This is a genomic window from Amycolatopsis rhabdoformis, assembly GCF_035918295.1.
Classification (GTDB): domain Bacteria; phylum Actinomycetota; class Actinomycetes; order Mycobacteriales; family Pseudonocardiaceae; genus Amycolatopsis; species Amycolatopsis rhabdoformis.
On record NZ_CP142149.1, the window covers coordinates 2,291,434 to 2,311,003 of the forward strand.

19 protein-coding genes are annotated in these 19,570 nt (G+C 72.9%); 8 read left to right on the forward strand and 11 right to left on the reverse strand.

Going from position 1 to position 19,570, the window contains the following annotated elements; translation table 11 throughout:
- Window positions 1–49: 49 nt before the first annotated feature.
- Together VSH64_RS10740 and VSH64_RS10745 are read right to left on the reverse strand one after the other, a co-directional pair.
- On the reverse strand, window positions 50–1,729 hold the full coding sequence (locus VSH64_RS10740) for a pyruvate, phosphate dikinase (RefSeq protein WP_326835389.1): 1,680 nt from the start codon (window positions 1,727–1,729) through the stop codon (window positions 50–52).
- Window positions 1,730–1,776: 47 nt separating this feature from the next.
- Window positions 1,777–2,532 carry an SDR family oxidoreductase gene (locus tag VSH64_RS10745; RefSeq protein ID WP_326835390.1) on the reverse strand — a complete coding sequence of 252 codons (756 nt, stop codon included), beginning with the start codon at window positions 2,530–2,532 and terminating at the stop codon, window positions 1,777–1,779.
- Window positions 2,533–2,682: 150 nt separating this feature from the next.
- Here VSH64_RS10745 and VSH64_RS10750 point away from each other — a divergent pair, with 150 nt between their 5' ends.
- Genes VSH64_RS10750 through VSH64_RS10765 form a run of 4 tightly spaced genes read left to right on the forward strand, consistent with a single transcriptional unit; the run spans window position 2,683 to window position 6,633 of the window.
- Window positions 2,683–3,135 (forward strand): Zn-ribbon domain-containing OB-fold protein, encoded by a 453-nt coding sequence (locus VSH64_RS10750; protein ID WP_326835391.1) that lies wholly within the window; start codon window positions 2,683–2,685, stop codon window positions 3,133–3,135.
- Window positions 3,132–4,268, forward strand: coding sequence for a thiolase family protein (locus VSH64_RS10755; RefSeq protein WP_326835392.1), 1,137 nt, complete (start codon window positions 3,132–3,134; stop codon window positions 4,266–4,268). The genes VSH64_RS10750 and VSH64_RS10755 overlap by 4 nt, the downstream gene beginning before the upstream one ends.
- Window positions 4,269–4,281: 13 nt before the next feature.
- On the forward strand, window positions 4,282–5,427 hold the full coding sequence (locus VSH64_RS10760; protein WP_326835393.1) for an acyl-CoA dehydrogenase family protein: 1,146 nt from the start codon (window positions 4,282–4,284) through the stop codon (window positions 5,425–5,427).
- A gap of 24 nt (window positions 5,428–5,451) precedes the next feature.
- Window positions 5,452–6,633, forward strand: a complete 1,182-nt coding sequence (locus VSH64_RS10765; protein ID WP_326835394.1) for a thiolase family protein — start codon at window positions 5,452–5,454, stop codon at window positions 6,631–6,633.
- On the opposite strand, the gene VSH64_RS10770 is transcribed toward VSH64_RS10765, so the two are convergent.
- The 7 genes from VSH64_RS10770 to VSH64_RS10800 all read right to left on the reverse strand — a co-directional run bounded on the left by VSH64_RS10770 (window position 6,630) and on the right by VSH64_RS10800 (window position 12,625).
- Window positions 6,630–7,973 carry an amidohydrolase family protein gene (locus tag VSH64_RS10770; RefSeq protein WP_326835395.1) on the reverse strand — a complete coding sequence of 448 codons (1,344 nt, stop codon included), beginning with the start codon at window positions 7,971–7,973 and terminating at the stop codon, window positions 6,630–6,632. The genes VSH64_RS10765 and VSH64_RS10770 overlap by 4 nt on opposite strands.
- The gene (locus tag VSH64_RS10775) at window positions 7,970–9,205 is read right to left on the reverse strand and encodes a CoA transferase (protein ID WP_326835396.1); all 1,236 of its coding nucleotides are present in this window, start codon (window positions 9,203–9,205) and stop codon (window positions 7,970–7,972) included. Before VSH64_RS10775 ends, VSH64_RS10770 begins: the two co-directional genes overlap by 4 nt.
- Window positions 9,192–9,647, reverse strand: a complete 456-nt coding sequence (locus VSH64_RS10780; RefSeq protein ID WP_326835397.1) for a hypothetical protein — start codon at window positions 9,645–9,647, stop codon at window positions 9,192–9,194. The genes VSH64_RS10775 and VSH64_RS10780 overlap by 14 nt, the downstream gene beginning before the upstream one ends.
- Window positions 9,634–9,855, reverse strand: a complete 222-nt coding sequence (locus VSH64_RS10785) for a hypothetical protein (protein WP_326835398.1) — start codon at window positions 9,853–9,855, stop codon at window positions 9,634–9,636. Before VSH64_RS10785 ends, VSH64_RS10780 begins: the two co-directional genes overlap by 14 nt.
- A gap of 131 nt (window positions 9,856–9,986) precedes the next feature.
- Window positions 9,987–10,958: an enoyl-CoA hydratase/isomerase family protein gene (locus VSH64_RS10790; protein WP_326835399.1), complete on the reverse strand. Its 972-nt coding sequence runs from the start codon at window positions 10,956–10,958 to the stop codon at window positions 9,987–9,989.
- Between the two features lie 55 nt (window positions 10,959–11,013).
- Window positions 11,014–11,880, reverse strand: coding sequence for a dihydropteroate synthase (gene folP, locus VSH64_RS10795; RefSeq protein WP_326835400.1), 867 nt, complete (start codon window positions 11,878–11,880; stop codon window positions 11,014–11,016).
- A gap of 4 nt (window positions 11,881–11,884) precedes the next feature.
- Complete coding sequence (locus VSH64_RS10800) at window positions 11,885–12,625, reverse strand: class III extradiol ring-cleavage dioxygenase family protein (protein WP_326835401.1); 741 nt, start codon at window positions 12,623–12,625, stop codon at window positions 11,885–11,887.
- A gap of 170 nt (window positions 12,626–12,795) precedes the next feature.
- Between VSH64_RS10800 and VSH64_RS10805 the strand changes: the two genes are divergently transcribed.
- Window positions 12,796–13,314 (forward strand): DoxX family protein, encoded by a 519-nt coding sequence (locus tag VSH64_RS10805; RefSeq protein WP_326835402.1) that lies wholly within the window; start codon window positions 12,796–12,798, stop codon window positions 13,312–13,314.
- Between the two features lie 15 nt (window positions 13,315–13,329).
- Here VSH64_RS10805 and VSH64_RS10810 read toward each other — a convergent pair whose 3' ends face one another.
- Together VSH64_RS10810 and VSH64_RS10815 are read right to left on the reverse strand one after the other, a co-directional pair.
- Window positions 13,330–14,136, reverse strand: a complete 807-nt coding sequence (locus tag VSH64_RS10810) for a hypothetical protein (RefSeq protein ID WP_326835403.1) — start codon at window positions 14,134–14,136, stop codon at window positions 13,330–13,332.
- A gap of 243 nt (window positions 14,137–14,379) precedes the next feature.
- Window positions 14,380–14,772, reverse strand: coding sequence for a MerR family transcriptional regulator (locus tag VSH64_RS10815; protein WP_326835404.1), 393 nt, complete (start codon window positions 14,770–14,772; stop codon window positions 14,380–14,382).
- Between the two features lie 106 nt (window positions 14,773–14,878).
- Between VSH64_RS10815 and VSH64_RS10820 the strand changes: the two genes are divergently transcribed.
- From VSH64_RS10820 to VSH64_RS10830, 3 genes are all read left to right on the forward strand, one after another.
- On the forward strand, window positions 14,879–15,832 hold the full coding sequence (locus VSH64_RS10820) for a TIGR03619 family F420-dependent LLM class oxidoreductase (protein WP_326835405.1): 954 nt from the start codon (window positions 14,879–14,881) through the stop codon (window positions 15,830–15,832).
- Window positions 15,833–16,017: 185 nt separating this feature from the next.
- On the forward strand, window positions 16,018–16,554 hold the full coding sequence (locus tag VSH64_RS10825) for an NAD(P)-binding domain-containing protein (RefSeq protein ID WP_326835406.1): 537 nt from the start codon (window positions 16,018–16,020) through the stop codon (window positions 16,552–16,554).
- A 169-nt stretch (window positions 16,555–16,723) separates the two neighbouring features.
- The gene (locus VSH64_RS10830) at window positions 16,724–19,558 is read left to right on the forward strand and encodes an FAD-binding and (Fe-S)-binding domain-containing protein (protein WP_326835407.1); all 2,835 of its coding nucleotides are present in this window, start codon (window positions 16,724–16,726) and stop codon (window positions 19,556–19,558) included.
- The last annotated feature ends 12 nt before the right edge of the window (window positions 19,559–19,570 follow it).

Sequence of the window (19,570 nt, forward strand, 5' to 3'; positions counted from 1 at the left end):
CATACCGAAAAGCGCCGGCCGGCTCACTCGACCCGGCCGGCGCTCGCGTTCAGCCTTGGCCGTCGTCGAGGATCTTCAGCGCTGTGAGCAGCACCGGAAGCGCATACGGCGCGATCACCTCACGCACGCCGGCTTCGATGATCGCCCGCACACCCTCCTCAGTGGACACGACGGCACCGCGGACGCTTTGCGCGCCCACGATCGCGGTCCGCCAGTCGGCGACGGTGTCGAGGTCGACCACGTCCGGCGGGAGGTCCTCGTGGGCGCGCACGACGCGGAACGGCACGAGCGGCGCGGCCCAGCGGAACAGCCGGCTGAACTCGCGCACCTCACCCTCGGACACCGGCCGCAGCGGCACCACGCCTTCCCACACTTCGCCGCGGGCGCCGTCGATGGTCACGGTCTTCCCGATCAACTCGGCGACGCGCCCGGCGCCGATGCCGACGATGCACGGCCGGTGGATCTCCCGGCTCACCACCGCGGCGTGCGACGTGCTGCCGCCCAGCTCGGTGAGAATGCCCTGCGCGCTGAGCATGCCGTGCAGGTCGTCGGGACTCGTGGTGGGGCGGGCGAGAATCACCTTCTCGGTGTCGCCGCGTTCTTCGGCCTCGTCGGGGTCGGCGACCACGACACCGCTGGCGAAACCCGGGCACGCCGGTTCGCCACGCAACAGCGGGGTGCCCGACAGCGCCTCGAGCTCGGGCTTGAGCAGCTGGCGCACCTGCTCGGCGTCGACGCGGCGCAGGGCCTCGCGGCGGCTGATCAGGTTCTCGTCGACCATGGTGACCGCGGCGATCACGGCGGCGCGCGCGTAGCGCTTGGCGCTGCGCACCTGCAGGATCCACAGCTTGCCCGACTCCACGGTGAACTCGATGTCCTGGATGTCGCGCTGCAGCGTCTCGAGCTGGTCGGCGTAGCGCAGGAGATCGGCGTGCGCTTCGGGCAGGTGCTCGGCCAGCGCGTCGAGGCGCAACGGGTCGTGCGAGCCGGAGACCACGTCCTCGCCCTGGCCGCCGGGCAGCCATTCGCCGAACGCCGGCAGCTCGCCGGTCATCGGGTTGCGGGTGAAGAGCACGCCGGTGCCGGAGCGGTCGTCGAGGTTGCCGAAGACCATGGCCTGCACCGTCACGGCCGTGCCGGCGTCGTCGGTCAGGCCGCGGTTCTTGCGGTAGGTCACCGCGCGCGGCGACATCCACGAGTCGAACACCGCGGCGACGGCGGCGCGCAGCTGCACCCACGGGTCGTCGGGCACCTCGCCTTCGCCGCGCAGCACCACGGAGGTGTACTGGCGCAGGAACCTCTCGCGCGTGTCGGCCGCGTACCGCGGTCCGGCGCCGGACGCGGCGAGCGCCGCCTCGACGGTGTCGTTCATGCCGAGGTTGAGCACGGTGTCCATCATCCCGGGCATGCTGATCGCCGCGCCCGAGCGCACCGACACCAGCAGCGGGCGCTCGGCGTCGCCGAACCTGCGGCCGGTCTGCGCTTCGAGCCAGCCGACGCCGGCCACGATCGACTCCCAGGTGCGCTCGTCGAGCGTGCGCCCGGCTTCGTAGTAGGTGCGGCAGCAGGCCACGGTCGCCGCGAACGCCGGCGGCACCGGCAGCGCCAGCGAGCGCATCCGGTTGATGCCCCAGGCCTTGCCGCCGAGAAGCTCCTTGCCCAGCACCAGACTGCCGTCGAGCCGCGCGAGCTCCGAGCCGGTGTCCGAGGTCCGCACTGTGGTTTCCATCGTTGCTCTCCTGCTCCGGGAACGGGTTCGGGCGGGGTGCGGTTTCCTCACCGCGGCTGCATCCGGATCCCGCCGTCGAGGCGGACGACCTCGCCGTTGAGCATCGGGTTCTCGACGACGTGCGCGGCGAGGTCGGCGAACTCCTCGGGCCGGCCGAGCCGGCTGGGGTGCGGCACCAGCGCTTCGAGACCGGCGCGGATGTCCTCGCGCACGGCCAGCATCGGCGGTGTCGCGAACAGGCCCGGCGCGATGGTGACGACCCGGATCAGGTGCGAGGCGAGGTCGCGCGCGGCGGGCAGCGTCATGCTCACCACGCCGCCTTTGCCCGCGGCGTAGGAAAGCTGGCCGATCTGTCCCTCGAACGCCGCGACGGAGGCGGTCAGCACGCACACGCCGCGCTCGCCGTCGATCGGCTCGGTGGCGGCCATCGCCTCGGCGGCCAGGCGCAGGGCGTTGAACGAGCCGACGGTGCAGATGCGCACGTCGCGCTCGAAGTCCGCCAGCGACGAGGCGCTGCCGTCCTTCTTCAGGATCCGCTGGGGTTTCGCGGTGGCCGCGCAGTGCACGAGCGCCCGCAGCGGGGCCTTCGCGCTCGCCGCTTCGATCGCGGCCCGGAGGTCGTCTTCCGAGGTCACGTCGGCTCGCACGAACCCGGCGCCGAAAGAGGCGGCGACGTCGGCGCCCTCGGGCGCGAAGTCGGCGACGACCACGGCCGCGCCCATCCCGGCCAGGCGGCGGGCGGTCGCGAGACCGAGTCCGGAGGCACCGCCGGTGACGACAGCCGAAGCGTCAGTGAGCTTCACGAGAGTCCTTCCACGATGAGGGGCGCTTCGAGGCAGCATAAATAGTTAGCTGAATTGCGGCAAGGTCCGTCTGCAACCGCGTCGCTACAGCGTGACAAGTGGGCAGTGTGCAAGCTACGATCGCAAATCAGGTAGCTATTTAGGAGTGCGATGACCGTGAACGGCCAGTTCCCCGGCGTGCTGCGAAGGCCGGTGCCCGAGCTCGAGCCGTACAGCGCCGGCTTCTGGGCACCCGCGCCGGCGCGGCGGATCAACCTGCAGACCTGCTCGGCCTGCGGCGCCGTGCAGCACCCGCCGCTGCCGGTGTGCGCCGCCTGCGGTTCGGGTCAGCTGGGCTTCGTGGACCACAGCGGCGACGGCACCGCCTACTCGTTCGTGGTCTGCGAGCGCACGTTCAACGCCGCGTTCGAAGCCGAAGGCCGGTACGTGCTCGCCTCGATCGCGCTCGACGAGGTGCCCGACGTCCGGATCTTCAGCAACATCGTGGGCTGCGACCCCGACAGCGTCCGCATCGGCGCGCGCGTGCGGGTGCGGCACGATCCCCTCGATTCGCCGGACGGGCCGCTTTCGGTGCCGGTGTTCGAGCCGGCGGAGGACGCGTGAGCGCGCGCCGGGTCGCGGTCGCCGGCTACGGCCTGTCGACGATCGGCCGCGACACCGGGCTGTCCGTGCTCGAACTGTGCACCCAAGCGATCCACGCTGCCCTCGCGGACACCGGGTTGCGGCCCGCCGACGTCGACGGGCTCTCGGCCTACAGCTTCGCGCCCGACACGATCGACGCCTACGGCACCGCCGCCGCCGTCGGGATGACCGGCCTCACGTGGGTGGCGGGGATGACCGAGGGGCCGGCGTTCGCGCAGTCGGCGGTGAGCGCCGCGATGGCCGTCGCCTCCGGGATGTGCGACACGGTGATCGCGCTGCGGGCGATCCGCCGCCACACCTCCACCGGGCTGCCGCACACCGCGACCGTCGGCGGCGACCGGCAGTTCACCCAGGTGTTCGGCGGCGGCCAGCCGGTGCAGTGGGCCGGGATGTACCAGCGCCGGCTCGTGCACGAACTCGGCTGGGACGAGGCGGCGATCGGCACGCAGGTCGTGGCGCAGCGCCGGTTCGCCACGATGAACCCCGAAGCGCTGCACCGCGCGCCGCTTACGCTGGCCGACTACGAAGCGAGCCCCTTCGTGAGCGCGCCGATCCGCCTGCTCGACTGCGACTACCCGGTGGACGCCGGCGCCGCGGTCGTGTTCACCACCGAGGAACGCGCCCGCGACCTGGCCGCTCCGGTGGTGCTGGTCGACGCGTACTCGCTCGGCGTGAGCGGCGAGCGGACGTTCGAGCACGCGCGCGACGTGACCCGCACCGCGAGCCACGCGGCCGCCGCGCACCTGTGGCGCCGCACCGACTGGAAGCCGGGCGATGTTGACGTGGCCGGGCTCTACGACGGCTTCTCGTTCGTGGTCCTCGACTGGCTCGAGGCACTCGGCCTCTGCGAACGCGGCGGCGCGGCGGACTTCGTGCTCGGCGGCGGCACCGCGCCGGGCGGCCGGCTGCCCGTCAACTGCGACGGCGGCGCCGCCAACGTCGGGCGCATCCACGGCGTGAACCACGTGATCGAAGTGGTGCGGCAGCTGCGCGCGCAGTCGGGGCCGCGGCAGGTCGGCGGTGCCCGCGTGGGTGTGGTCTCCAACGCGATCGGCCCGTTCGCCGGCTGCTTGTTGCTCACCAACCAGGCCTAGAGGAAGGACCGGGATGAACCGCACCGTGTTCGAGCCGGAGCACGATGAGTTCCGCGGGTTGGTGCAGGAGTTCCTGCGCCGCGAAGTCGAGCCGCACCACGAGGACTGGGAACGCGCCGGGCTGGTCGACCGCGGCGTCTACCGCGCCGCCGCCAAGGCCGGGATCCTGGGCTTCGGCGTGCCCGAGCAGTACGGCGGCCTCGGCGTCGACGACTTCCGCTACAACGCGATCGTGGTCGAGGAGCAGGCCCGCACCGGCCTGCACGGCCCGGCTTTCGGGCTGCACAACGACATCATCGGCCCGTACCTGCTGCGCCTGACCGACGACGCCCAGAAAGCCCGCTGGTTGCCCGGCCTGGCGTCCGGTGAGCTCACCTTCGCCATCGCGATGACCGAGCCCGAGGCGGGCAGCGATCTCGCCGGCATCCGCACCACCGCGCGCAAAGCCGGCGGCGACTGGGTGCTCAACGGCCAGAAGACCTTCATCTCCAACGGCATCAACGCCGACATCGTGCTCGTCGTCGCGCGCACCGACCCCGAGGCCGAGCGACACCGCGGGCTGAGCCTGTTCGCCGTCGAGTCGGGTACGACCGGGTTCACGCGCGGCCGGAAACTGGAGAAGATCGGCAACAACGCCAGTGACACGGCGGAGCTGTTCTTCTCCGACGTGCGGGTGTCGGCGGAGAACCTGATCGGCACCGAGGGCCGCGGGTTCCACCACCTGATGGAGAACCTGCCGTCGGAACGGCTCTCGATCGCGGTCGCCGCGATCGCCACCGCCCGCAGCGCCTTCGACGGCGCGCTGGCGTACGCGAAGGAGCGGCGCGCGTTCGGTTCGCCGATCGGCTCCTTCCAGGCCAACCGGTTCGCCTTCGCCGAGATGGACACCGAGATCGAGCTAGGCCAGACGTTCGTGGACGCCGGGATCCGCGCGGTGCTCGACGGCACTTTCGACGCGACGACCGCGGCCAAGGCGAAGTGGTGGACGACCGAGCTGGCCAAGCGGGTCGTCGACCGGTGCCTGCAGATGTACGGCGGCTACGGCTACATGACCGAGTACCCCATCGCGCGCCTGTACCGCGACGTGCGGATTTCGACCATCTACGGCGGCAGCACCGAGATCATGAAGGACCTGCTCGGCCGCGGCCTCGGTTTGTGATCTCGTCACCCAAGGAGACTCTTGATGCCTGAAGCGCTCATCGTCAGCGCGGTCCGCACGCCGATCGCCACGTCGTACAAGGGCTCGCTGCGCGAAACCGCGCCCGAGACGCTCGCGACGCTGGTCGTCACCGAGGCGGTGCGGCGCTCGGGGCTGGCACCCTCGGACTTCGACGACGTGATCCTCGCCGAGGCGCTGGCCGGCGGTGGTGACCTCGCCCGCTACGCCGCCGTCGCGGCCGGGATGCCGCGCGTGCCGGGGCAGGCGGTGAACCGGCATTGCGCGGGCAGCCTCACCGCGGTCGGCAACGCGGCCGCGGCGGTGCGCTCCGGGATGGAGCACGCCGTCATTGCCGGTGGCACGCATTCGTACTCGCTCAACCCGAGTTTGATGTCGCGGGTGCCGGGCTCGACGGACACTGTGGACGGTGGCCGGCCGACCTTTCCGTACTACACCGACGAAACCTACGGCCCTGGCGACGACGACACCACGCTTTCGGTGGGCTGGAACGTCGCGCTGGAGCGCGGCCTGAGCCGGGACGAGATGGACCGCTGGGCGTTGCGCTCGCACCAGCGCGCGGTCGCCGCGATCGACGCGGGCCAGTTCGCCGACGAGCTCGTGCCGGTGCCGGTCGAGCTGGACGGCGAGCAGCGGCTGTTCGCGTCCGACGAGCACCCGCGGCGGTCCTCGACGCTCGAGAAGCTGGCGAGCCTGAAGCCGTTGCACCCCGAGATCGAGGGGTTCGCCATCACCGCCGGCAACGCGTCCGGGGTCAACGACGCGGCCGCGGCGCTCGCCGTGGTGAGCGACGAGCTAGCCACGGAGCAAGGCCTCGTGCCGCTGGCGCGGATCCGGGCGTGGGCCGCCGTCGGCGTGCCGCCGCACCTGACCGGGCTCGGCGCGATCGACGCGGCCGAGCTCGTGCTCAAGCGCGCCGGGCTCGCCGCCGCCGATGTGGACCTGTGGGAGATCAACGAGGCGTTCGCCTCGGTGCCGGTGGCCGCCGTCCGGCACTTCGGCCTCGACGAGGACAAGGTCAACCCGTGGGGGAGCGGCTGCAGCCTCGGCCACCCGATCGCGGCGTCCGGTGCGCGGATGCTCACGACCCTGGCGCACGAGCTGCGCCGGCGTGGCCGCGGGATCGCGGTGGCGACGATGTGCGCGGCCGGGGGACAGGGTGGCGCGGTGGTGCTCGAGGCGGTTTAGCGCGGGGCGGGCCCGAACGTCGTGCGGACGAGCGCGGCGTCCGGGTCCCGCAGCGCAGCCCGCAAGGGCTCGTGCAGGAGGACCAGGTCGGCCGGTTGACCGACCTCGACCGTGCGGCCGCGCACGTAACCGGCGAGGGCGACGCGGGTTTCCACGGCCTCGCCGGCGCCGAGGCGGTGGCCGTCGCGAGTGGTCCGGTCGCGCGCGCAGCGCAGGACTTGCCACGGGTCGAGCGGGCCGAAGGGGGCGTCGGAGGAGGGCAGGACCTCGACGCCGGCGTCGAGCAGTGACCGGTACGGGTAGAGCCAGGGCACGTCGTCCGGGTGCACTTCGCGGCGGTAGTCGTCGCCGCGGTCGCGCAGGAACGCGGGCTGGGTCACGACGGTGCGGTTCTGTAGCCGCGGGTACAGGTCCGGGGGAGCGACCGCGCAGTGCTCGATCCGGTCGCCGGCGAGCGGTCCGCTCTGGTCGAGCGCGGCGAGCGTGAGGATCAGCGACTCGCGGGTCACGCAGTGCACGGCGACCGCGCGGCCGTGCGCGTGGGCGGCTTCGACGCGGGCGCACAGCTCGTCGAACGGCGGCAGCCGGTGGTCGGGCAGGAGCAGCTTTTCGGGACCGAGCCGGAAACCGGCCGGCGGCGGTGCGGTCGGCGCGCCGAGCAAGGTGAGCTCGACGGGGAGACGGCCGGTGCGGACGGCGTCGGTCAGCAGGCCGATCGCGGCCGGGTCGAGGTCCGGCGTCGCGTCGGTGACCCGGGTGAGGCCGAGGCGGTTGAGCTCGGCGCCGACGGCGGCCAGGTCGGGCGCTTCGCGGGGAAGCCGGCCGCGCAGCCGCTCGTCGTAGCGGAAGAGGCGGCCGGTCGGGGCGCCGTCGGGGCCTCGGTCGACGTCCGGTGAGTCGTCGAGCGGCACCTGCGCGAGCGCGGAGCTGTTGAGCACCCACAGCGCGCCGCCGCGGTGCTGGACCCGCACCGGGTGCCGTGGGCAGCAGCGGTCGAGAAACCCGCGCTCGAGCGGCGGGCGGTCGGGTGCTTCGTGGTAACCGGTGGCGCGGATCCAGGTGCCCTCGGGCGTGGTCTGCGCCTGGGTGGCGAGAGCCTGGCGGAGGTCCTCCGGCGTGCGGGCTTCGGAAAGATCGACCGACGCTCGCGCGGCGGCCATCGCGAGCAGGTGGAGGTGGTGGTCGTGCAGACCGGGGATGAGGGCGCCACCACCGCCGTCGATGACGGTTTCGTCGCGGGGCCGCAGCTCCTGCCCGATCTCGGTGATGCGGGTGCGGTCGGTGCGCACGTCCACGACCCGCCCGGCGACCTCGACCCGACGGAACAGCCGGCCGGTCACGGCGCGTACCGGTGGTTGTCGGCGCCCGCCGCGGCGGCCGGGCCCGGCCCGCGGCGGCTCACCGGGGCGAGGACCGGGTGCAGGCCGGTTGCCGTTTCGACCAGCCAGGAACCGGCGTGGCCGACCACGCGGTGGTCGTCCGGCGGGTGCGCGGCGGCCGCGGCGGCGGTGTCCATCATGGACACCTCGACCAGGGCGGAGGTGGTGGACAGCAGCGCTTCGGTCGCCACCGCGGCGGCGGTGACGCCGGTCAGGGGGTCGGCGAGGGCGTCGGCGGCCGGCACCGGTTGCTCGCCGGCCCAGGCGAGCAGGCCGGCGTCGCAGGCGACATCGTCGCCGAAACCGACGGTGTCGGAGGCGCGGCCGCGCGCGGTGATGGAGAGCCAGCCGACACCGGCGGCCACGTGGTCCTCGGCGCGGATGCCCAGACGCTGCAAGGCGCGCGGTCGGGACGCCTCGATCACGAGGTCCGCCGACGCGATCAGCGCCCGCAGCCGGTCGACGTCGGCGGGCGCGTGGAAATCGAACGCGACGGCGGCGTGCCCGTGGTGGAGCAGGTCGTAGAACTCCTTGTTGCCCCCGCGTGCTCCGTCCGGGCGGCGCGTGCTTTCCACCTTGATCACCTCGGCGCCGCCGAGCCACAACAGGTGCGCGCACAACGGACCGGCCCACAGCGACGACAGGTCGACGACTCGCGGGCGCTCGGGAACCCGCGCCCGGGCCGCGCCCGGCGTGATCCGCACTGGTACCGGCGCCGCGTCGCGGGAGCCCTCGGGCTTCAGGATCGCCGAGGCCGCCAGATCCAGCACACGGCAACGGCCGACGGCCTCGGCGGTCGGCGTCGCGTACGCCCAGGCGGCGAGCGAATCCCACGGCTCGCCGGGCACGGCCGCCCCGATCAGCGCCGGCACCGACTCCCGATCACTGGCGCGTGGCAGGGAAATGCCGAGATGCCCGTCGGCCGTCCGCAGAATGCGGAACGGGCCACCGATCGACCGCGGACCGTTGCGACCGAACCCGGTGAGCGCGGCACGTTCGCCGAGCAGCGTCACCCCGGGCAGCTCCGGCCGCACGCCGGTGCGCGCCTCGGTGCGGTCGGCGATCTGGCGCAGCGCCTGGGCGACCGCGGTCGCCGGGCGGCCGGTGGAGACGAGCGGGGTGCCGTCGCGTAGGCCGGTGATGGCCATGGCGCCGGAGGTGGCCCAGAGTGCGACCTCGTCAGGTGAGTTCATCGACCAGCCTCCACGTGTGGAGCAGTTCGGCGTCGATGTGTAGCCCGGGCAGGGCCGGCCGGATGCCAGTGCGCGCTTCGGTGTACTCGGCGACCTGGCGCAGCGCCCGGGTCACCGCGGTTGCTGGGCGGCCGGTGGGCAGGAAAGGGGTGGCGTCGCGCTGGCCGCTGATGGCCATGGCGCCGGAGGTGGCCCACAGCGCGATCTCGTCAGGTGAGTTCATCCACCAAGCCCCACGCATGCGCCAGTTCGGCGCCGATGTGGTGCCCGGTGAGGGCGAGTAGCGCGGTGCGGCCTCGGTTCGGTCGGCGACCTGGCGCGGCGCCCAGGCGACCGCGGTTGCTCGGCGGCTGGTGGGCACGAGCGGGGTGCTGCCGCGGAGGCCGGTGATCGCCATGGCGCCCGAGACGGCCCAGAGCGCGGCCTCGTCAGGTGAGTTCATCGACCAGCCTCCACGTGTGGGCGAGCTGGGCGTTGATGCGGTGCCCGGTGAGCGCGAGCAGCGCGGTGCTATCGGTGACCTGGCGCAGTGCCCGGGTCACCGCGGTTGCTGGGCGGCCGGTGGAGACGAGCGGGGTGCCGTCGCGTAGGCCGGTGATGGCCATGGCGCCGGAGGTGGCCCAGAGTGCGACCTCGTCAGGTGAGTTCATCGACCAGCCTCCACACGTGGGCCAGCTTGGCGTCGATGCGGTGCCGGTGAGGGCGATCCTCGTGGTGCGCGCCTCGGTGCGGTCGGCGACCTGGTGCAGCGGCGGCTGCGGTGGCCCACAGCGCGACCTCGTCAGGTGAGTTCATCGACCAGCCCCCACGCGTGCGCGAGCTTGGCGTCGATGTGGTGCCCGGTGAGGGCGAGCCAGGCGGTGCGCGCGCGGCCGATCCGGCGCGGGATGCTCATCGTGCCGCCGGCGCCCGGGATGAGGCCCATGGCGATTTCGGGTAGCTGGAACCGCGCGTCGCGGTCGGCGGTGACGGTGTTCGCGAAGGCGGGCAGCTCGATGCCGGCGCCGAGGCAGGCGCCGTGCAGGTGCGCGGTCGCGCGGGTGCCGAGTCGCGCGATCCGCCGGCCCACGCTCTGGCTGATCCGCACGGTCATCGCCGTGATCACGTCGGGCGTGGTGCCGAATTCCGCGAGGTCGCCGCCGGAGCAGAACGACGGGCCGGCGCCGCGCAGTACGACCGAGCGCACGGAGTCGTCGAGCAGGGCGAGGTCGAGCGCGTTGACCAGTTGGTCGCGCAGCGCGCGGCCGAAGGCGTTGTGGACCTCGGGCCGGTTGAGGGTGAGGTGCAGGACGTCGTCCTCGCGGCGGAGGATGACCGCGTCTTCGTTGTCGGCGCGCCGGCGCCGGGGTTTGCGCGCTCGCAGCCAGCTCGCGTGTTCCGGGCCGGCGAGCAAGGCGGAGTAGGCGTGGGCTTCCGCGGTGATGCCGCCGGCGACGTCGAGGTGCTCGCCGAGCCGCAGCAGGCCGGTGAGTGTGGTGGTGGCGCCCGGGAAGCGTTCGCACGCTTCGGTGATCCGGTCGAGGTCGCCGGGGCCGGCCGGCACCGTGAGCCGGCCCGGGCCGTCGGGCGCGAGGGTGAGGTCGGCCTGTTCGAGCGCGGGCGCGGCCGCCGCCGGGAGCGGTTCGTCCGACACCAGCACGGTGACGCACGGCAGTGGTGCCGCGGCCAGCTCGCGGGTGAGGCCGGGCCAGTCGGTGGCGGGGGAGACCGCGAGCACGCTCAGGCCGGTGACCGGCGGCGTCGGTGCTCCCATGGCCGTCCCTTCGACTGCAAAACAGTGTAAAGATTATCGCGTAACCCGGTCAAGGTCACGCGAGGCCGCGCACACACCGGGCCGGCGGCCGGGTCCCTTCGATCGTCGCCACCATCTCCAGCACGTGCCGCGTCCGCTTGACCTCGTGGACGCGGAACATGGTCGCGCCGGAGTTCGCCGCGAGCGCGGTGGCCGCCAGCGTGCCGTCGACGCGCTCGGTGAGCTCCACGTCGAGCGTCTCCGCCACGAAGTCCTTGTTGGACAAGGCCATGAGCACCGGCCAGCCGGTGTCGACGAGGTCCCGCGTGTGGCGCAGCAGCTCGATGCTGTGCCAGGTGTTCTTGCCGAAGTCGTGGGTCGGGTCGATCAGCACGCCCTCGCGCGGCACGCCGACGTCGACCGCGTGCCGCGCCAGTGTCGTGACGTCGGCGATCACCGTTTCGGTCAGGTGCGGGTAGCTCACCCGGAACGGCCGGGTGCGCACCTCGGCGCCGCCGGTGTGGGAGCACACGTACCCCGCGCCGAACTCCGCGGCCACCTCGACCAGCTTCCCGTCCGCGCCGGCCCAGGTGTCGTTGATCAGGTCCGCGCCCGCGAGGCAGGCCTCCCGCCCGACGTCGGACCGCCAGGTGTCGACGCTGATCGGCAACGCCGGGAAGGCTTCGCGGATCGCCGCGATGAACGGCACCACGCGCCGGATCTCCTCGGTCGTGTCGACCGCGTTTCCCGGGCCCGCCTTGACCCCGCCGATGTCCACGAGGTCCGCGCCCTCGGCCACGGCGCGCTCGACCGCGGCCATCGCGCTCTCGTCGCCGAAGGTCGCGCCGCGGTCGTAGAACGAGTCCGGGGTGCGGTTCACGATGGCCATCACGAACGCGCGGTCCCGTTCGAGGCGCCGGCCGCGCAGAGTCAGTTCGGGCATCGGGTCACCGGCCTTTCGCGGCGACGGGAGCGAGAACCACCACGTGGTAAGCCACGCCGAACGGGAGGAACATCTCGGCCGACCTCGCCTGCCAGGGGCGGCCGTCGGCCAGGATCGCGCCGCCGAGACAGGCCCATGCTGCACGGCCGCGAGCACCGAGTTCGGCCGCCAGGCCGGGGTCCAGGTCGAGCAGGCCTTGGGCGTCGGCGCGTTTGAAAAGGTCGTGCACGTGCTGGTCGAAGCCGTCGGCGCGGTCGTCGCGCAGCTCCGGGCCGCGGTCGCTGTGCCGGGTGGAGCCGTCGCCGAGCACCAGCAGCCCGGTGGGTTCGGCGGTGGCGGCGAGGTCGGCACCCCACGCCCGGCGTCGTTCGGCGGACAGGTCCGGCGGCTGGAGATCGACAGTCACGCGATCGGCACCGGCCTGGCCCCTCAGCCACCCGGCGACCAGCGCGGGCAGCGGCAGGTCGTCTTCGACGGGGCCGTCGCCGTCGCGCGAAAGCCGGACCCGCACATCGACCCCGAACGGCGCGAACGTGCCGCTCGACTCGGGCGGCAGTCGCCGCGGACCGGTGGGCCAGGTCGCGACGGCTCGCCACCGCGTGGTGGCTCCGGCGAGCTCGCGCGCCGCGGCGATGCAGGCCCGCCGCACCGGCTCGGACAGCGGCGCCGCGCCCTGGGTCAGTTCGGGCACCAGCAGCGGCGGATGCGGCACGACAACAGCGGCGGCGAGCACGGTCGACCCCATTTCGGCACGGGAAGAGCAGGTCGGCAGAATATCGTCACGATGTGACGAAATACAACCGCACCGCCGGGACGGCACCCGATGGTCGCCACCGGCGCTCCTGGCGGTCTAATCAGTTAACTGATATGAACTAACTCGACCTTACAACCACGGCCGGGATCAGGTGAGCGACCATGAGCAAGGGAGCCGGCGTCGAGGTGGCGCGTCTCGTACTGCGGCTGGCGGTCGGCGGCACGATGGTGGCCCACGGCGTGCGGCACGCCCGGTCGCTTTCGGGCACGGCCGGCTGGTTCAAGAGCATCGGCTTCGAGCGTCCCGAGCTGCAGGCCCGGGCCAGCGCCGTCGTCGAGATCGGTGCCGGGGCCGCGCTCGCGGCCGGCCTGGCGACGCCGGCCGCGGCCGCCGCGGTCATCGGCACCATGGCCGTCGCCGCGCGCACCGTGCACGTGCCCAACGGCTACTTCATCGTCGACGAGGGCTACGAATACGTGCTGTCGCTCGCGGCGGCCTCCGCCGCCACCGGTGCGCTCGGCGCGGGCCGCTACAGCCTCGACGCTCGTCTCGGCCGTCTGGGCCGCCCGGGCCACGTCGGCGGCCCGTGGGTCGCCGCCGCCGCGACCGCACTCGGCCTCACCGTCGCCGCCGCCCAGTTGGCGACGTTCTGGCGCAAACCCGAGCGCGCCGAAGGCTGACCCCGGCCGCGTGGCTCACGTCGCGGCCGGCGCGGGAGGACGGGCCGCGCCGGCCGGGTCGACGCGGTCGAGGAGCCGCTCGATGCGGTCGCGCGCGTCCGCGAGCTGGGCCTGGTGCGAGTCGTCCACGCGCATCGTCAGCAGGAAGGACTCGGGCTCTTCGGGTCCGATGCTGCCGCGCAGCAGCACTTCGTTGTCCGGCATCAGGCGGTCCAGGAACCGCTTGGCCTCGGGTGTGACCACCGTGATCAGCAGCGAGCCGGATCCCGCGCGGGCGCCGACGACCCGGAAGGTGTCGACGAGTGCGGCCTGGGCGAGCAGCAGGTCTTTGCGCTCGGTGGCCCGCGGGTCCACGCTCTGCGTGGTCAGCATGCGGGTGAGGTCCCACACGAGTCCGCGTTCGGCCAGCTCGTCGATTTCCCGGACGCGGAAATACTGCCGGGCCAGTTGTGCGGCCACGGACTCGCGTTCGACGGCGTGCTGCCACATCGACATGCTCAGCGTCTCGGCCACCGTGGTGCGCAGTGCGGTCGCCCGCTGTCCGGCGAGAAGACTTCCCGACCGGTCTCGGGCGAGGATGTAGGTGCTTCGCAGATCCTCGTCGTAACGGTCGAGATCCGAACCGTGCGCGTCGAGCGGCCAGCGGTGGGCCGCGCCATACGCGGCGCGCAGAGTGCCGAATTCACCGACTTCCGTTGTCTCGTCACGGAGTTCGTCGAGACTCACCCGCTCGAAGAGGGTGACGTCGATGCGTTCGGAGTGGGCGGCGGGCAGTGGTGTGGACCAGCCGGGATCGCCGGCGGTGAAAACGACTTTGAACACGGAAAACCTCGCTTGTCTTTTCGCATTCACGATAAGCGAGGTGGATCTTGGAAGTGAATATGCCCTGTCTCACAAAGGGCGTGCCGTGTCCGATTCATTCCCGAATGGTTCCCGGGGAAGGAATGAAAGATTCTCGCCGGAAAGGAAAAGGTGAACGGGGCACGACCATTGAACGGCGAAGTCGATCAGGTCAGGGATTTGTGAAAAACGAGAGAGCCGGGACGATGAATTGCCGACGGCGGTTCAGGCCGTGGCTCCGCTCGCCGCGTTCGCCGACTTCACTTCCAGGACCGCGTCGAGGTAGTCGCCGATCGCGTCGCGGTTGCGGGTGAGGAAGTCGATGCGGTCGGACAGGCGGGCCTGCTCGCGCCGCAGCGTCGCGATCATCTCGGTCGTCACGTTCGGCACGTGGATGGTCTCCGGCTTGTCCAGGCACGGCAGGAGGTCCTGGATGATGCGGGTCGGGAGCCCGGCGTCGAGCAGGCCCTTGATCTGGGCGACGACGTCCACCTGGGACTCGCTGTAATCGCGGTAGCCGTTGGCGCCGCGGCCGGGGGCGAGCAGGCCCTGCTCTTCGTAGTAGCGCAGCAGCCGGGTGGACACGCCGGTGCGCTGGGCGAGCTCTCCGATTCGCATGTGCTCCAGCCTACATTGACCTTCACATCGGTGTGAACGTTGAGGCTGGGTGCGTGGCCGGGAACAGCCGTTCCGCCACGGACCACGACGAATCCTCGGAGGACCAGTGAAACTCGGACTTCGCCTGCCGCAACGGCTGGGCGTCGACCTTCGGCGCGATGTGGTGACCGCCGCCCGCACGGCGGAAGAGGCCGGCTACGACAGCCTGTGGACCTACGAGCGGCTGCTCTTCCCGGTCTCGCCGCTCGAGCCGTACGCGCCGCCGAACGTGCCGTGGCCCGAGGGCTCGCGCCAGGCCGCCGACCCGCTGGCGGTGCTCACCGCTGCGGCCGCGGTCACGGAGAAGGTGCGCCTCGGCACGTCCGTGCTGGTCGCGCCGCTGCACGGGCCCGTGCAGCTGGCGAAGGAGCTGGCCACGATCGACCAGCTCAGCGGCGGGCGCGTGATCGCGGGACTGGCCACGGGCTGGTCCAGCGACGAGTTCCACGCCGCCGGCGTGCGCCGCGGCGACCGGGGCCGGCACCTCGACGAGACGCTCGACGTGTTCGACGCCGTGTGGGGACCGGACCCGGTGTCGTTCCACGGAACGCGCGCCGTGATCGACAACGCCTTCGTGCTGCCCAAGCCCGTCGGCAAGATCCCGGTGATGCTCGGCGGCGGGGGCGCCAACCTCGGCCGCGAGACCAGTACTGCCGCCGTGCGGCGCGTCGCCCGGCGCGCGGACGGCTGGCTGCCACTGCTCACCACTCCGGGGCCGGCCGGGGCCGCGGGCCTGCGGGCGAGCTGGGACCGGATCCGCGAGCTGGCCACCGGCTACGGCCGCGACGCGAGCCGGATGGAGCTGGTCGTGGTGGGCAACGTCACCTTCACGGACAGTCCCCAGGGACCCGACCGCGCCGCGTTCGTCGGCACGCTCGACCAGATCCTGGAAGACGTGCACACGGCCGAAGAGGCCGGTGCCGACGAGCTGATCATCGACCTGAACCTGCACGACTGGTTCGAGAACACCGGACAGATGCTCGACGCGGCGGTGGAGCTGCACGACCGGGCGGTGGCCTGACGACCATCGCGGCGGCGGCGACGGCCGCGGCGAAGGACCTGTGGGCGCTGCAGGACGTGTCCTCGGGTCGTCGGGGTGCTCGGCGGCAGGGGTGAGCAGGGCCGCAGCCTCGCGTACCGGCTGGCCGGGCGGGGCGGCGCGTGATCCTCAGCTCCCGTGACGCCGAGCGCGCCCACGCTGCCGCCGTGGAAGTCGGTCAAGCTATCGAAGGGAATGCGATCGAGGGCGCGGGCAACGCCGACGGCGCCCGGCGCGGCGACGTCGTGATCGTGGACGTGCCGTGGGCCGGCCACGCCGAGGTCCTGACCTCGGTACGCGCGGAGCCGGCCGGCAAGCTCGTGGTCGACTGCGTGAACCCGCTCGGCTGCGACAAACAGGGCGCCTGCGCGATGACTGTGCCGGACGGCAGTGCCGCGCAGCAGGCCGCCGTGCCGCTGCCCGAATCGCGGGTCACGGCGGCCTTCCACCACCTGTCCGCTCCGGTGCTGCGGAACCCGGAGATCGCCGAGCTCGGCACGAACGTGCTGGTGCTCGGCGACTCCCGCGCCGATACCTACGTCGTAAAGGCGCTGGCCGGACGAGCCCGGCCTGCACGGGATCTACGCCAGGCGGCTGCGCAACGCCCACGAGGTGGAGTCGCTCGTCGCCAACCTGAGCTCCGCCGACCGCGCTACCGGGCCCACGCGGGGCTGCGCGACACGGCCGTCCGTCCACCGTCCTGAGTGGACACTCCGAGAGCCGCCGGTCGCGAACGGCGGCCCTCGGAAGCCGTGAATCGTCACCCAGGGTGATCGTCGCGCCCGGCGGATCCGTCGGTAGCTGTTGAGGACCCGGCACGTCGGAGTGCAGGCTGAACGCGCCGCGACATCCCCGAGCGACGAGGATCAGCCGATGACCGCCACCGAGCCCGCCACCACCTCGGGCCGTTCCGCCGACCTGCTCACGCTGCTGGCCGCCGCGACCGGAGACCCGGGCTTGGTCCGGCACCGGCTGATCGACCGCCTGGCCCACGCGCACGACGCGTCCCACTTCCTGCTCACCCCGCGCGCGGTCGTGAGCGCCCGCAGCGCGGACGAGGTCGGGAAGCTGTTCGCCGCGGCGGGCTCGGCCGGCGTGCCGCTGGGGTTCCGGTCCGGGGGCACGAGCCTGTCCGGGCAGGGTGGCACCGACGGCGTGCTCGTGGACACCCGTCGCCACTTCCGCGACATCGAGGTGCTCGACGACGGCGCGCGCGTGCGGGTCGGCCCCGGCGCCACGATCCGCCAGGTCAACGCGCGTCTCGCGCGCCTGGGCCGCAAGCTCGGCCCCGACCCGGCCAGTGAGGTCGCCTGCACCGTCGGCGGCGTGGTCGCCAACAACTCCAGCGGCATGGCCTGCGGCACCTGGGCCAACAGCTACGCGACGCTCGAATCGATGGTGCTCGTGCTGCCGTCGGGCACGGTCGTGGACACCGGCCGGCGCGACGCCGACGAGCGCCTGCGCGCCGCCGAGCCCGAACTGCACGCCGGGCTGAGCCGGCTGCGCGATCGCGTCCGCGACGACGCGGTGCTGCGCAAGCGGATCGAGCAGCAGTTCTCGATGAAGAACACCATGGGCTACGGCCTCAACTCGCTGCTGGACCACACCGCGCCGGCCGACATCCTGGCCCACCTCGCGGTGGGCAGTGAGGGCACGCTGGCGTTCATCGCGTCGGTGGTCCTGCGCACCGTGCCGCTCCACGGGCACGCGCGCACCGGCCTGCTCGTGTTCGACGACCTCGCCGGCGCCACCGGTGCGCTGCCGGCCCTGGTCGCCACCGGCCCGGCGACGATCGAGCTCCTCGACGCGACGTCCTTGCGCGTGGGCCAGCGCGACGCCCAGGCCACCGGCGCGCTGCGCGACCTCGCCGTCGACCGGCACGCGGCGCTGCTGATCGAGTACCAGGCCGCGACCGCCGAGGAGGTCGACGAACTGGCCGGGACTGCGGGAAAGACACTGGCCGCGCTGCCGATCGGCGGCTCGGCGGCGTTGTCCGCCGACGCGGCGACGCGCGCCGGGCACTGGCACGTGCGCAAGGGCCTCTACGCCATGATCGCCGGCGCGCGGCCGAGCGGCACCACGGCGCTGCTGGAGGACATCGTGGTGCCGGTGCCCGAACTGCTGCCGACGTGCGAGGCGCTCACCGGCCTGTTCGCCACCCACGGCTACCACGACAGCGTGATCTTCGGCCACGCCAAGGACGGCAACATCCACTTCATGCTCACCGAGCAGCTCGGCGGTGGGGGACCGCTCGACCGGTTCGCCGCGTTCACCGACGACATGGTCGACCTCGTGCTCGGGCGCGGCGGATCGCTCAAGGCCGAGCACGGCACCGGCCGGATGATGGCCCCGTTCGTGCGCCGGCAGTACGGCGACGAGCTGTACGAGGTGATGGTCGAGATCAAGCGCCTGTGCGACCCGCGCGACCTGCTCAACCCCGGCGTGCTCATCGCCGAGGACCCCAGCGGGCACCTGCGGAACCTCAAGGCTTCGCCGCGGGTGGAGGAGGAAGTGGACCGCTGCGTGGAATGCGGCTTCTGCGAACCCGTGTGCCCCAGCCGCGACCTGACCACCACGCCGCGGCAGCGCATCGTGCTGCGTCGCGAAATCGAGCGCGCCCGCGAAGCCGGCGACACGGACACGGTCGCGCGGCTGCGGGCCGAGTACGACTACGACGCCGTGCAGACCTGCGCCGTCGACGGCATGTGCCAGACCGCCTGCCCGGTCACGATCAACACCGGCGACCTGATGAAGCGGCTTCGCGCCGAAGACGCCGGCCGCGCGGCGTCGGCGCTGTGGGCCGGCGCGGCCCGGCACTGGGACGGCACCACGCGCGCGGCCGCCACCGCGCTCACCACCGCGGCCAAGCTGCCGCGGCGCCTGGTGCTCGGCGCGAACGAGCTGGCCCGCAAGACCGGCGGCACCGACGCGGTTCCGCTGTGGTCACCCGAACTCCCGCGCGGCGGCCGGCGGCGCACCGAAACCGCGGTCGACAACGCCGATGCCGTGCTGTTCGCCTCCTGCACCGGCACGATGTTCGGCAGCGAAGGCGACGGAGCCGCCGCGGCGCTGCGGACGCTGTGCGAGCGCGCCGGGGTCCGCCTCACGACCCCGGCCGGGCTGCCGTCGCTCTGCTGCGGCACGCCGTGGAAGTCGAAGGGCCTCGACCGCGGCCACGACGAGATGGCGCGGCGCGTGCTGCCCGCCCTGTGGTCCGCCACGCGCGGCGGCGAAATCCCGGTGATCGGCGACGCGTCTTCGTGCACCGAGGGCCTGCGCCACCTCGTCGAAGGCGGCCCGGAGCACTTCCACGCGATCCGGGTGGTCGACGCCGTCGAGTTCGTCCGCGACTCCGTGCTGCCCCACCTCACGATCACCGCCCCCGCCCCGGCGGTCGCCCTCCACCCCACGTGCTCGGCGACGCGCCTGGGCCTGGCCGGCGCCCTGCGCGCCCTCACCGAAGCCGTGGCCGGCACCGTGACGGTGCCCGACGAATGGGGCTGCTGCGGCTTCGCCGGCGACCGCGGCCTGCTGCACCCCGAGCTCACCGCCTCGGCCACCGCGCGCCAGGCCCGGGAACTGGCCGCCGCCGGCCCGTTCGACGCCCACGTGTCCTGCAACCGCACCTGCGAACTCGGCCTGACGAGGGCGACGGGGGAGCGGTACGAGCACGTGCTCGAGTTGGTGGAGCGGGCCACGCGGGGGTGATCCGTTCTCGTT